The organism is Verrucomicrobiia bacterium (assembly GCA_036268055.1).
Lineage (GTDB): Bacteria > Verrucomicrobiota > Verrucomicrobiia > Limisphaerales > Pedosphaeraceae > DATAUW01.
In genome coordinates, this window is sequence record DATAUW010000013.1 from 251190 (window position 1) to 264097 (window position 12908).

General features: G+C 55.6%; 12 protein-coding genes. 8 read left to right on the top strand and 4 right to left on the bottom strand.

All coding sequences use genetic code 11. From position 1 onward, the window contains the following. Window positions 1-26: 26 nt before the first annotated feature. A complete protein-coding gene (locus VH413_07970) occupies window positions 27-452 on the bottom strand; it encodes a hypothetical protein (protein ID HEX3798622.1) in 426 nt (141 codons plus the stop codon). Between the two features lie 106 nt (window positions 453-558). Between VH413_07970 and VH413_07975 the strand changes: the two genes are divergently transcribed. Together VH413_07975 and VH413_07980 are read left to right on the top strand one after the other, a co-directional pair. After that, the gene (locus tag VH413_07975; GenBank protein ID HEX3798623.1) at window positions 559-1041 is read left to right on the top strand and encodes a MogA/MoaB family molybdenum cofactor biosynthesis protein; all 483 of its coding nucleotides are present in this window, start codon (window positions 559-561) and stop codon (window positions 1039-1041) included. A gap of 399 nt (window positions 1042-1440) precedes the next feature. After that, window positions 1441-1806, top strand: coding sequence for a hypothetical protein (locus VH413_07980; protein HEX3798624.1), 366 nt, complete (start codon window positions 1441-1443; stop codon window positions 1804-1806). A gap of 320 nt (window positions 1807-2126) precedes the next feature. Here VH413_07980 and VH413_07985 read toward each other — a convergent pair whose 3' ends face one another. Beyond that, complete coding sequence (locus VH413_07985; protein ID HEX3798625.1) at window positions 2127-3728, bottom strand: sigma-70 family RNA polymerase sigma factor; 1602 nt, start codon at window positions 3726-3728, stop codon at window positions 2127-2129. A 175-nt stretch (window positions 3729-3903) separates the two neighbouring features. On the opposite strand from VH413_07985, the gene VH413_07990 reads away from it, so the two are divergent. Genes VH413_07990 through feoB form a run of 3 tightly spaced genes read left to right on the top strand, consistent with a single transcriptional unit; the run spans window position 3904 to window position 6835 of the window. Next, entirely contained in the window at window positions 3904-4200 is a 297-nt protein-coding gene (locus VH413_07990) for a FeoA family protein (protein HEX3798626.1), read from the top strand. A gap of 2 nt (window positions 4201-4202) precedes the next feature. Then, window positions 4203-4457, top strand: a complete 255-nt coding sequence (locus VH413_07995; protein ID HEX3798627.1) for a FeoA family protein — start codon at window positions 4203-4205, stop codon at window positions 4455-4457. A gap of 14 nt (window positions 4458-4471) precedes the next feature. Further along, window positions 4472-6835 (top strand): ferrous iron transport protein B, encoded by a 2364-nt coding sequence (gene feoB, locus VH413_08000; GenBank protein ID HEX3798628.1) that lies wholly within the window; start codon window positions 4472-4474, stop codon window positions 6833-6835. 42 nt (window positions 6836-6877) lie between these two features. Here feoB and VH413_08005 read toward each other — a convergent pair whose 3' ends face one another. Then, window positions 6878-7921 (bottom strand): hypothetical protein, encoded by a 1044-nt coding sequence (locus tag VH413_08005; GenBank protein HEX3798629.1) that lies wholly within the window; start codon window positions 7919-7921, stop codon window positions 6878-6880. Window positions 7922-8030: 109 nt separating this feature from the next. Between VH413_08005 and VH413_08010 the strand changes: the two genes are divergently transcribed. After that, window positions 8031-8315, top strand: coding sequence for a hypothetical protein (locus VH413_08010; protein ID HEX3798630.1), 285 nt, complete (start codon window positions 8031-8033; stop codon window positions 8313-8315). Window positions 8316-8521: 206 nt separating this feature from the next. Beyond that, a complete protein-coding gene (locus VH413_08015) occupies window positions 8522-9397 on the top strand; it encodes a transglutaminase-like domain-containing protein (protein ID HEX3798631.1) in 876 nt (291 codons plus the stop codon). Window positions 9398-9400: 3 nt separating this feature from the next. On the opposite strand, the gene VH413_08020 is transcribed toward VH413_08015, so the two are convergent. Then, on the bottom strand, window positions 9401-10540 hold the full coding sequence (locus VH413_08020) for a phosphatidylserine/phosphatidylglycerophosphate/cardiolipin synthase family protein (protein HEX3798632.1): 1140 nt from the start codon (window positions 10538-10540) through the stop codon (window positions 9401-9403). Window positions 10541-10713: 173 nt separating this feature from the next. Between VH413_08020 and VH413_08025 the strand changes: the two genes are divergently transcribed. Beyond that, window positions 10714-12858, top strand: a complete 2145-nt coding sequence (locus VH413_08025; protein ID HEX3798633.1) for a protein-disulfide reductase DsbD domain-containing protein — start codon at window positions 10714-10716, stop codon at window positions 12856-12858. Window positions 12859-12908 lie beyond the last annotated feature (50 nt).

Genomic DNA, 12908 nt, shown 5'->3' on the forward strand with positions numbered 1-12908 from the left:
AAATTTTCGCCGTATCTCCAACGCGCTCACTTTACCCGCTTGCAAGTGACCATCTCGTTTCGGTCATCCTGATAAACGAATTCCTTGTCATCAATCCGCACCACTTTGTCATTCGTCACCAGCCCAATCGGCGGATATTCCGGGTTGCTCGATTTCGTGATCGTCTCCTTCAGCATCCCGTCTTTCACTTCCCATTTTCCCTCCACACTGATCGTCACATGCCGCACGCCGATTTCCAATTCCGCCGTGGACGAATATTTCCCTTCCGCCTCAAATTTATCTGACGCATGCGCCGAAAAATTCGTTTTCGTGATATCCGCGTGCCATTCGCCAACGATCTTCTTGCGGATATCCTCATCCGGCGGCCGCCCGTCGCCAGTTGGCGCCGCCATCGCCGAAGCGACGCCCAAAATCATCGCCACAAAAAGTACCGCCCAAATTTGTTTTCTCATAATGTGTTAAAGCTTGCCGCCATACTACTCTCCGAAATTCGCCGTGGCAACTTCCCGCTCTTCAATTCAAGCTTTCGTTTTCGACTCGTTCACCGATAATTCTCCCATGCAAATTCAAGCTGGCATCATCACCATTTCCGACCGTGCATCCCGCGGCCTTTACGACGACCTTGGCGGCCCCGCATTGAAAAAAGCCGCCGCAAGCTACGGCTGGCAAGTCCTGGCCGACGCCCTCGTCCCCGACGAAAAGCGCGACATCCAGCGCGCCATTCGCGAGCACATCGCGCGCGGCTGCCAGCTCGTCCTCACCACCGGCGGCACCGGCGTCGCCTTGCGTGACATCACTCCCGAAGCCGTCCGCGAAATCGCTCTCCGCGAACTGCCCGGCTTCGGCGAAGTCATGCGCAGCGAATCCATGAAGATCACCAAAAACGCCATCCTCTCCCGCAACCTCGCCGTCGTCGTGGACAAGTCTCTCGTAATATGTTTGCCCGGCAAACCCAGCGGCGCCGTCGAGTGCCTCAGCTTCGTCATCGGCGCGATTCCCCATTGCCTCGAAGTCTTGCAAGAAGTCCCAACCAGTTGCTGACCGTAAAAAAATTCCGAGTTTTTAAACCAAGATGCTCTGTAGAAAACATGGAACCCTCAATTCGTCCGGGCTTGAAACAGAAGTGGGTTTTGGGGAGCGCGCGCGTCCCGCGTGCAGTGTTTGGCATCCCGCCAAACACATTTTCCGTATTTATTTCTGATGTCACCCTGATTTCTATAAAGCAAAACCAAAACTAACACACTCGTCCCACGCTTCTCATTAACCCCCGACTTCAGTCGGAGGAACCGCAACTCCATCAAAAAAACTATCCCGAGCGCGAGGCAAGCCCGTGCATCTCCACGCGAGCGTCCATATTCCCCTATGCTCAAGCCCCACATTCTTCGAATTGAAAACTTGAAACTTGGAAACTCTCCCCCTCATGTTAAAAAATCTCCAGGCATGAAAAATTTCATCCTGATCGCTTTGCTATTTTCCGTCGCGCTCTCGGGTTGCGTCAGCAAATCCAAGTCGAACGCCAAAGCGCGCGCCGCCTTCTTCGCCGGCCAGAAACAAGGCGCCGCGATGCAAAACACCTCCAATTCCGTCTGGATCGTCGGCAACGTCCGCACGCCGCTCATTCCCTGGACCGAAGACCTTACCCTCACCAAAGCCCTCATCGCCGCCGAATATCTGGGCGCGGGCGACCCCAGCCAAATCGTCCTCTTGCGCACCGGCCAGCCCACGGTTTTCGTCAGCCCCAAGCAATTATTGAACGGCTTCGACCTCCCCTTGCTCGCCGGCGACCGCATCGAAATCCGGCCCTGAACGCTTTAAACCATGCGTCCGTATTAAAAACAATTAATGTTTAAAAACGCGCTTTGACTTTGTTACAGAAATTTGTATAAATACTTTAGATTTTGGATTCGGGTGGCAGTACGTTTCTTCAGCGGGATTCCCCATCCCCACCTCCTTGGCGTCTGCTGCCCGAATCTTTTTTAAATCCTCCATTCCCGTCATCAAAAAAATTTCCAAATAAATTATACAAATTCTCCGCCCCGTGGTGTTCATCAAGTAAACCGGCAGCAGACGCCAGGGAGTTGGATAAAATGATCAAGCCACGGATGGAACCCGGACGTTATTTTAATTCATCGCTGTTCAAACGGCTTTATTTTTGCCGTTATATTGGTTCCAAAATTACCTTTGCCATTCCCATTCACGTAGGCTGTTCCCGTGCCTTGATAAGAAAAGCCGGTCGCGCTGATGGTGAAAAGCGAGTCGTATTGATCGTCCACCGGCGCCTTTTCTCCAATCAACGGCGCATTGGCCGGAATGTCGCTCAAATTTCCCGTCTGTAAAAGTTGGTATCGCTGAAGCATGGCTCCATCAATCGGCGGATTCGCGTAAGGTTCCAGTTGTGAAATGTCCCCGGGTAATTGCCCGTTATTGCCCGCGATATAATTTGCCAAAGCTTCGCCGATCGCATTGGCAGACTTTCGTTTGGCATCGCGTCTTAATTGGCTTGTAGCCCGGTCAAAATCATCGTCTGTTTTCAAATCAGCGGTGTAATTCGCGCTTCGCAGCCACTCTTGGGCGGTTAGATATTGAAGTTCTGGAATTTTGTTATTGGGATTTTGCTCCAGCCATTGTTTCAACTGTTTCACTTTTGTCGCAGCAACTTTGGCGGCTTGGTCTGCTGGGTCATTTGAATCACTTTGAGCGTTCGCAGTTCTTAAATGCGTCACTTCGCCGCGCAATTTCAAAAGCTCATGTTCATTCGCATTTGATTTCAATCGCGCATTTTCCGCGATCAATCCACCCACCAGGTTGGTCGCGTTATCCCGCTCGCGCTGCGATTGTTCAAGCTGGCCGTTCAATGAATTTTGCTGCTGCTGCAAACTTTGAATTTGTTTTTGCGATTCGGAATTTTGCTGCGCCTCAAAAATTCCCGCGCCGGCGATTACGGCCAGCGCGGCGGTGATGATTGTTTTTTGGAGTGTCGTCATGGCCAGGGTTTTGGTTGCGGTAATAACTGCCGTTGTGGTGAAAGCTGTTCCTGAAAATAAGCTGGCAGAAATAGTCGCGGCCAATCCGGCGGGCGCGGCTTGAATGGAATTTGCCGACACCGCTTCCGCAATCGCCGCGCCGGAAATGGCCACGCCGCGTTTCATAAAAAACTGCCGCAGCTTTTCCATCGCGCGTTCAACCCGTTTGCGCGCCGCCCACTCTTGAATGCCCAGCAGGGTCGCGGTTTCTGCCGCGCTTTTGTTTTCAAAGTAGCGCAAAGCCACCAGGGTGCGTTCCTTCTCGCTCAATCGCGCCATGGCTTCCTCCAAAAGCGGTGCGAGCCGTCGCCAGACACTTTCGGAATTGGAATCGTTTACAGTGGACATATACGCCTCCTGTTCGCGAAGTTGGCGGCTGGCCCTGGTTCGCATAAATTTCATGGCCGTAAACCGAGTGGTTTCGTAAAGCCAGCCGGTAAGAATGGTCGTTGCCCGCAAGCCCCCGGCCTTTTGGGCCAGAATGACGAAGACCGCCTGCGTCACGTCCTGCGCGTCCTGCGTATGGCTGGTGAACCGCAGCGCAACCGAATAGACAAGATTGATGTGCCGGCGAACCATTTCGGCAAAGGCCGGTTCCGAATTACGGTCGGCATATTCGCGCACCAAATCCATGTCGCTCACATCGGCCATTTGTTTATTATCCCAGCCGACCGTGGAAATTGGACATTTATTTTCATTCTTCACTTATCCACAATGTTTTGCTGTCTCCCTGGCATCTGAACCGGCAACCCAGCCCGTGTCCATCTGTGACTCATTTTCCCCCTCTGCGTGTCTGCGCCTCTGCGTCAAAATCCCAATTTCAAGATGTCCGCAAAATTGCTTCTTGCAACTAAGTCTCAATTAGCCTACCTTGCCGCCAGTGAATAAACGAGTTTCATCGGATGTCGTGCGCGAAGGCGAATGCGCCCAGCCCACCGTCTGTCCGTTGAGCAAAGTGCGCGCCGGAACCGTCGTTTGCATCAAGCAACTCGCCGCTTCCGCCGAGATGACCGACCGCCTCCGCGAAATGGGCTTCTGCGAAGAACAGCAAATCAAGCTCCTCAGTCGCGAAGGCAATCTCATTTGCCTCGTCTGCAATGCCCGGCTCGGCATCAGCGCCCAACTCGCCGAGACCATTCTCGTCACTCCCCTGCCCAACCGCTTAAAGGTGGCCTGATTATGGCCGCCGAAACGCTGCCGCTCACTTCGGTTTCTCTCGGAGCCACCGCCACCGTCACCGAAATCAAACTGCCGCCCGCCAGCCGCCCGCGCCTCATGGAAATGGGTTTGCTCGTCGGCACCTCGGTCGAACTTGTGCGTTTCGCCCCAATGGGCGACCCCGTCGAAATCAAAGTCCGCGGTTACAATCTCACTCTGCGCCGCCAGGAGGCCGAACAAATTTGGGTGCGGCCTACCGTCCCCGACGCGCCTTAGCCGCCGAGCCGCAAATGAGTCCCGGAACTCCTCATACGGAAGCGGGTGTGTCGCAATCGCCCGAGACGACTCCCGCCACTCGCACGACCGCGCCCTACGTCGTCCTCACGGGCAATCCGAATTGCGGCAAAACCACTTTGTTCAACGCCCTCACAGGCTTGCGCGCCAAGGTCGGCAATTACGCCGGCGTAACTGTCGAACGCAAGGAAGGCCGTCTCCTCGGTGCGGCTGCCGGTTCGGAAATCAAAGTCCTCGACCTGCCCGGCACTTACAGCCTCAGCCCTCAATCGCTCGACGAACAAATCTCCCGCGACGTTTTGTTGAATCGCCTCACCGAATTGCCCGCGCCCTCGCTGGTCGTCGTCGTCGCGGACGCCTCGAATCTTCAGCGCAATCTTTACTACGCTACTCAGATCATCGAATTGGGCTACCTCACTGTCGTAGCGCTGAACATGGTGGATGTCGCCGAAGCCAACGGCCACGATATTGATGTCGAAAAACTCGCGCGCGCCTTGGGCGTGCCGGTTTTGCCCATCGTCGCCAGCAGCGGCCAGGGCGTGCCTGCGCTGCGTCAACAAATCTTTGAATCGCTTAAAAACAAAACCAGCCCCGCAAATCCGCGGCAATTTTGCGAGTTGCCCGCCACTTTTTCCACGGAAGTTGCCGCCATCTCCGAGCTTCTCGCCAAACAATTTCACGAACGCCGCCAGCAGGCCACCGCGGAAGCGCAATTAATCCTGAGCAACGAAAAAGCCGTCGCTTCCAGCGCGCAACATTATCCCGCCGCGATCCTGCTCGCCGTCGAAGCCGCGCGCAAACGGCTCGAAACCGCCGGGGTGGAGTGGTCGAGCGCTGCCATCGAGGCGCGTTACGCCAGCGTAACTGCCATCCACGAAAACGCCGTCACCGAAACACATTCTCACGAGGAAAGTTTCAGCGACAAAGTGGACCGCCTGGTGACACACAAAATTTGGGGCACGCTGATTTTCGTCGCCATCATGGCGCTCATGTTCCAAAGCATTTTCAGCTTTGCAAAATGGCCGATGGACGCTCTGCAAAATACCGTCGCCGCCTTCGGCGATTTTGTCGGCGGCGCGATTCCTCCCGGCGAATTGAACAGCTTGCTCGTCGGCGGCGTGATTGCCGGTGTCGGCGCGGTGGTGGTTTTTCTCCCGCAAATTTTGTTGCTCTTCTTTTTCATCGGACTGCTCGAAGACACCGGCTACATGGCGCGCGCCGCGTTCCTGATGGACCGTTTGATGAGCAAAGTCGGCCTGCACGGAAAAAGTTTTATTCCCATGCTCAGTTCGTTCGCCTGCGCGATTCCCGGCATCATGGCCACCCGCACGATTGAAAGCCCCAAGGATCGCCTCGTGACCATCCTCGTCGCGCCGCTGATGAGTTGCTCCGCGCGCCTGCCGGTTTACACGCTCCTCATCGCCGCGTGCATTCCCGATATTCGCGTGCTCGGCATTTTCAAACTCGCCGGAATCATGATGCTCATCATGTATCTCCTCGGCATCATCGTCGCGCTGCTGATGGCGTGGCTCTTCAAAAAAACTTTGCTCAAGGGCGAAACTCCCATGCTCATCATGGAACTGCCGCCTTACAAACGCCCGCTCGTTCGCATTGTCCTTCGCCACATGTGGGACCGCTCGCGCCTTTTTCTCCGGCGCGCGGGCACGGTGATTTTGGGTATCAACATTCTCCTCTGGTTCGTCGCGACGTATCCAAAAAATTCCACCCAGGAAAAACAATTCATCGCCGAACGTCACGATGCCATCGCCAGTTACTATCACAATGCCGGCACAACTCCCGCTGCCGACGCCGAGATTGATTCCAAACTCGCCGCCGCGCTGGCCAAACCTGGCGCGGAAACCAACTCCCCCGCCGAATTCGCGCTCGACCAGCGCCTCCGCGAAATTGACAAGGAACGCGCCGGTGAACAGCTTCGCTACAGTTTCGCCGGGCACATGGGTCGCCTGATCGAACCCGTCATCCGTCCACTCGGCTACGATTGGAAAATCGGCATCGGCGTCATCACTTCATTCGCCGCCCGCGAAGTGTTCGTGAGCACCATGTCCACCGTTTATAATCTCGGCGAAGGCCAGGATTCCGAAGCCATCACCCCCAGCCTCGCGAAAACTTTGCGCCAGCAAAAACGCGCCGACGGCACTCTCGTTTACACTCCTCTCACCGCCATTTCGCTGATGGTCTTCTACGTGTTCGCGCTCCAATGCGTCAGCACCGTGGCCATCGTCCGCCGCGAAACCAACTCGTGGAAATGGCCGATCTTCCAATGGCTCTACATGGCCGCCCTCGCCTGGGGCCTCGCCTTCATCACCTATCAAGGCGGCCGCCTCCTCGGCTGGAGTTAAAATTAATCCCCTCTCTCCGTCCTCCGCGGTTAATTTCAATTCTCACTGCTGCATCTCACCCATCTGCCACTTCACCAGATTCCGCATCATCTGAACTTCCCCCGGCGACACATCCGCCGTTCGCATGTCCACCGCAAACGCCGTCAGCCAAATATCATCCGTGGGCCGATAATCCAATTCGCTCGTCAACCGCTTCTCCATATCGTCCATGTGTCCCGTGCCGTAAAACACCGCAATCGAACCCTTCTTCGGCACCAATTTAACTTCGGTCTTCAAATCCTTGATGACATTTTCATTGCGCGCCTGAATCAACACATCGAGCAATTTTTTCAAATCCGGCGGCACACCGCGCAACGAAGAAAAATCTCCCTTCAACTGTCCCACCGCCTCAATCAGCGTGAGTTTCGTCAACGCCTGCAACTTTGGATTCGCGCCGATGAATTGGATTCCCATCTTGAACATAGAACCTAGAAACGAACTTCCATCCATGATCTGCAACAGCGCATCGAACGTCGGATTGCTCCGCGTCGGTTCGCCCGGCTGTGCTAATTCCGCCGTCGGATCGTCCAGCATCAACCGCTGGATTTGCAAAATCGAAAGATCGCTGTTGAGAAAATTCGTGCGGTCATAGTCAATCACATCCAACTGAAACACCAAACCCAGCGAGCGCGCCAGTTGCGATTGCATTGAAAAACCCGCGTTCGTGCTGGACATTTCCGGCGGCGGCGAAGACTCCGTTTTGATGTCAACCTTCGCGCCCGGCACATGATTTTTGTGCGATCCCGTATTGACGCCCTCGTAAAGCACCACCGTTTGCTTATCGAGAAATTTCTGTACCTCATGGTAATAAGCCGGTTCACCGACGTGCATGGTTCCCGCCAGCCAGATCGCCGGGCCGCGTTGATGCGCCGGCACAAATTTGCGCAGGGCAATTTGAAGTTGCACGGTATTGGTATCGGGATTAGCCACGCGCGTGTAAGGCGCGGGCGGTGCCAGCGGCTGCGCGGCGATGGGTTTAGCAACCGGCCTCGTGGCACAACCTCCGGCCGCGAGCGCGGCGAGAACAAACAATAACAACTTCCGCATGGCTGATGTTAAGGGTAGCACAACTCGCCGGGCAAGCGAGGATGCGGCGCACACTTTTTTGGCGGGGTGGACATCATTGCGCATCGCGGAATCTCTGTTACGTTAGACAATGGAACAATCTGCTGATGCCCGGCGTCGCTTGTTCGGCGCCATCTGCCTCACCACCGCCACACTAATGCTCGCCCTCGGAATGACCGTGCTGAAGTCCCAGTTGCAAGGCGAAGTCTTCGTTTATTATTGGCTCTCCTGTACACTTTTCACCGGCCTGACCATGATAGTCGCCCTGCTCGACCTGCGCGCCGTCCGCCGCCGCTCGCAACAGGAAGAAACCGAACTGGTCCGAACCGTCCTCCGCGAATTCGCCCGCGGCGAAAAAGAAAAATTGGAAGAATAATTTGGCCCCTGGTTTTTTCACGCGTCAGCCGATTTCAATTTGATGCAGAGAAAACAAAAACTCGAAGCCATGTACGAAATACAGATTGAACACTGAAAAAAAATCCTGCTCAGTGTTTAGTCCGTGTTCCATCCGTGGCTAAGATTTCGTCCTTCCGATTCTGATTGTAATTCACCAAATTTTATGCCACCTTTTTGGCGTCAACTATGGATTCCAGCGGCGCCATCAAGACTCCCGGTACGCTCTCCGAGGGCGAGAAGGCCGCGTTAATCACCCTCCTCAGTGACGAAAGTCCCGGCGTTTATCACGCCGTTCGCGACAAAATTATTTCCTCCGGCCAATCCGCCATCGAATGGCTTCGCCCGCACGCCCGCAGCCGCGAACCCGCCTTGCGCCGTCGCGCCCAGGAAATCATCCAGTATTTTTCCCGCCGCAATGCCGACGACCGCTTTCTCGCCTATTGCCTTACCGAAGGGCACGAATTGAACCTCGAACAAGCCTGCTGGCTGCTCGCCCAGACTCAATATCCCGACATCAGCGTCGAAGCCTATCAGGCCATCCTTGACAGCTACGCGGGTGAACTCCTCGAACGCATTGATCTCCGCGCCGACGCGCAACAGATTCTCGCCGCGTTCAACGAATACATTTTCGACGTCTTGGGTTTCAAGGGCAACGAGCAAAATTATTACGATCCCGAGAACAGTTACCTCAATCGCGTCGTGGACCGCCGCACCGGCAATCCCATCAATCTTTGCCTCGTCTATCTTTTGCTCGCGCGCCGTTTGCGGCTGCCCATCTCCGGCATCGGCCTGCCCGGCCATTTCATCTGCCGCTTTCAATCCTCCACCGAGGAATATTACATTGATGTCTTCAACCGCGGAAAACTTTGGACCAAGGCGAACTGCATCCAATATCTCCTCTCGCGCAATTACACCGTGCAGGACGATTATCTCGCGCCCGTCAGTGCCCGCAAAATGCTTCTCCGCATTTGCAGCAACCTGCACCAAATCTATCAGCACCTCGACCTCACCGAGGACGCCACCCGCCTGCAACGCTACCTGATCGCGCTCGCCAAATCGTGAGCCCTATCGCCGCGCGCGCCGGTAATCCCATCGCGCAATCAGCGGATCAATCCGCGCGATGATAAAATAGGCCCAGCGTTCCTTCATCCGGTTCCACCACGTCCGCGATTTTTTCCACTCCGCTCGTTCGACCCGTTTGGCGTATTTCAAGTCGCGCGCAAACATCTCCCGCGCTTCCGCTACCAGCTTCGGGTTCTTCACGCGCACCATCAATTCGTAATTGAGATACAGGCTGCGCGGGTCGAGATTCGACGAACCCGCATACACCAGATCATCCACCAGCATCAGCTTCGCGTGAAGCACCTGCGGTTCATATTCATAAATCTCCACGCCCGCCTTGAGCATTCGCCGGTAAAGACTCTGTGCCGCCAGCCGCGAGACGAACACGTCTGACTTGCCGGGGAAAAGCACTTGTACCTTGCCGCCCTTGCGCGCGATGCGGTTGAGATGCCGCCGGATGCGCCGCCCCGGCAAAAAATACGCGCAGATGATTTGCACGTTTTGCGCCTGTGACAGGTCGCGGCGAAAATATCGCAGAAAGAGGCTGCGCCCGCGGCTCGGTCCGCTCAACAGCAGTTTACCCGCGTCCGTCGTGACATCGCGCTTGACTGAGGAATGCGTCGTGCGCAGGAAAAGTTGATGCGGCGAATCCGCGTGCGAAAACATTTCGTCAAAAGCCGCCGCCAGTTGCACCGCAAGCGGACTGGAAATTTCCAACCCCACGTCGTACCAGCCTTTGGTGATCCCATCGCCATTATATTCTTCCGCCACGTTGAAGCCGCCGATGTAGGCGATGTCTTCATCGCACACGAGCATTTTGCGGTGATCACGAAAACCCAGGCGGCGATAGAAAACTGGATTGAAAACCCGCACCTCGCCTTCCACCGCGCGCAAAGGTTCCCAGAAACTATCCGGCAAAGTGGTCGAACCAAAGGCATCAATCAATACCTGCACCCGCACGCCGCGAACGCGCGCCGCAATGAGGGCATCGCGAAATTTCCGGCCCAATTCGTCATTCGCGAAAATATAAATTTCGAGGCGGATCGTCTTTTGCGCATTTTCCATCGCGGCGAAGAGCGCGGGAAAAATCTCCACCCCGCTCGACAACCAGCGATACCCATTTGTTTTCTGCGAACGTGGCATTCGCCACAGCTTAGAATGAATGAAACAATTTTGCAATGAATCGCCGTTTTGCGCGACTAACCGGTGTGGACTATATTTGGCGAACATGTGGCGTCGCGAATTGCATTTTAAAATCGAACCGGACAGGGCATGTTTATCTTGTGAAATGGCTTAGGTTTCTTCTCGCGGCAATTTTGATAACGTGGCTGGCGCCATCCGCGCACGCCGCCGCGACGGACGTTTCGTTATTGCTGTCCGCCGATACCGCGCGTCCCGGCGATACCATCACAGCGGGCATTCACTTGAAGATGAAGCCGGGCTGGCACACCTATTGGCGAAACCCCGGCGGCTCCGGCATGGCCACCACCATCGCCTGGCAACTTCCCACAGGCATCACCGCCGGCGCAGTCGAATGGCCCGTCCCCGAAAAATTGCCCGCCGCAGATTTGACGACTTACGTTTACGAAAATGAAGTCGTGCTGCTCGTCCCCTTAAAAATAGCCACCAACGCTCCCGCCGGCCCGCTCGATCTCAAAGCCAAAGTCAGTTGGCTAGAATGCAGTACCGAATGCGTCCTCGGCAGCGGCAAGGTGCAAGGTCTCGTTACCATCGGCAGCGAATTAAAGCCTTCCGCTGATGCCGGAACCATTGCGATGTGGCAGGCGAAGTTGCCGTTGAATCAGCCGGGACTCGCGGCGCGTGCGTGGTGGGAAAAACCCGCGAAAGATGATTTGCGCCCGGTCGTTCTCGAATGGCCATCCGTCACCAACGGGCACGATGCTGATTTCCTCCCTTACACCAGCGATAAATTTGAAGTGCAAGCCACGAACGAATTTCTCACTACGAACACCAATAAAATTCGTCTGCGCAAAATGGTCAAAAAATTCGAGGGCGATTGGCCCTCGCAAATCTCCGGTGTGCTGCTGCAACAAACCGGCGATGGCCTCCTTGCTTACGAAGTGACTTTGCCCATCGCCGCTGATGCAAATCTATCCACTGTATCCGCGACGCCGGCATCTGCGAACAACAGCGCCGCCCAACCACCCGTCAAATCGCTCGGCTTGATGTTGCTCTACGCCTTTCTCGGCGGCCTTATCCTGAATATTTTTCCCTGCGTCCTGCCGGTGATCGCGCTCAAGATTCTAGGCTTCGTGAACCAGGGCCGCGACCATCCCGGACAAGTCCGCAAGCTCGGCTTGATTTACGCCTGCGGCGTGCTGTTTTCGTTTCTCGTTCTCGCCGCGCTCGTCATCGGCATCAAGCTCGCCGGTCATCAAGCCGGTTGGGGTTTGCAATTTGGCAACCCCGTATTCCTCGTCATAATGACCGTGCTCGTCACGCTGGTCGCGTTGAACTTGTTCGGCTTGTTTGAAGTGAATCTCAGCGGACGCGTCATGGGCGCGGCGGGCGATCTCAGCGCGCGCGAAGGCAACGCCGGCGCCTTCTTCAACGGCGTGCTCGCCACGATTTTGGCGACCCCCTGCTCCGCCCCGTTCCTCGGCATCGCGCTCGGTTTCGCTTTTACCCAACCCGCCGCGATCATCATTTTGATATTCCTCACCATCGGCGTCGGATTGTCCGCGCCATATGTCATACTCAGTTTCAATCCCGCGCTGTTGAAATTGCTGCCCAAGCCCGGCGCGTGGATGGAAAAATTCAAGATCGCCATGGGCTTCCCGATGCTCGCGACCGCCTTCTGGCTTTATGACCTCACGACCGTGCATTACGGCGACCGCGTTTTGTGGCTCGCATTTTTTCTCGTAATGGTCGCCTTGTGTGCGTGGATTTACGGTGAGTTCATCCAGCGTGGTCGCTCGCGCAAAGGTCTTGCGGCGATCGTCATCGTGGTCATCCTCACCAGCGGCTATTTTTATGCGCTCGAAGATAATTTAAAATGGCGCACGCCCATCATCGAAACCGCCGCCACCACTTCACTATCCACTGATCCCGACGCTATCGTCTGGCAACCGTGGAGTGCCAAAGCCGTCGCCGATGCCACCGCCGCCGGCCATCCCGTCCTCGTGGATTTCACCGCGCAATGGTGTACGGTCTGCCAGATCAACAGCCGCACGAGCATTAAAATCGCCAGCGTGCGCAAAAAATTGAAAGACATCCACGCCGTCGCGTTGAAAGGTGATTACACTCGCCTGCCCGAAGACATCACCGTTGAGTTAGGCCGCTTCGGCCGCGGTGCGGTGCCGCTGGTTTTGGTTTATCCCGGCAATCCAGCCGCCGCGCCCGAAGTTTTGCCCGACGGTTTCCTCACACCAACCATTGTGCTCGATGCCTTGGATAAAGCCGCGAAACAAACTCCCGCAAACGTGGCGTCGGCAAATTAATCGGCGTTCGCAATTTCCGCTTCATTCGCAAAATAACATGGACGCTTCGC

Excerpts from the sequence above, each read along its gene's own strand:
- VH413_08015 (HEX3798631.1), top strand. The coding sequence starts at position 8,522 with ATGGATTCCAGCGGCGCCATCAAGACTCCCGGTACGCTCTCCGAGGGC.
- VH413_08020 (HEX3798632.1), bottom strand. The coding sequence starts at position 10,540 with ATGCCACGTTCGCAGAAAACAAATGGGTATCGCTGGTTGTCGAGCGGG.
- VH413_08010 (HEX3798630.1), top strand. The coding sequence starts at position 8,031 with ATGGAACAATCTGCTGATGCCCGGCGTCGCTTGTTCGGCGCCATCTGC.
- VH413_07975 (HEX3798623.1), top strand. The coding sequence starts at position 559 with ATGCAAATTCAAGCTGGCATCATCACCATTTCCGACCGTGCATCCCGC.
- VH413_07995 (HEX3798627.1), top strand. The coding sequence starts at position 4,203 with ATGGCCGCCGAAACGCTGCCGCTCACTTCGGTTTCTCTCGGAGCCACC.
- VH413_08005 (HEX3798629.1), bottom strand. The coding sequence starts at position 7,921 with ATGCGGAAGTTGTTATTGTTTGTTCTCGCCGCGCTCGCGGCCGGAGGT.
- VH413_07970 (HEX3798622.1), bottom strand. The coding sequence starts at position 452 with ATGAGAAAACAAATTTGGGCGGTACTTTTTGTGGCGATGATTTTGGGC.
- VH413_07980 (HEX3798624.1), top strand. The coding sequence starts at position 1,441 with ATGAAAAATTTCATCCTGATCGCTTTGCTATTTTCCGTCGCGCTCTCG.
- feoB (HEX3798628.1), top strand. The coding sequence starts at position 4,472 with ATGAGTCCCGGAACTCCTCATACGGAAGCGGGTGTGTCGCAATCGCCC.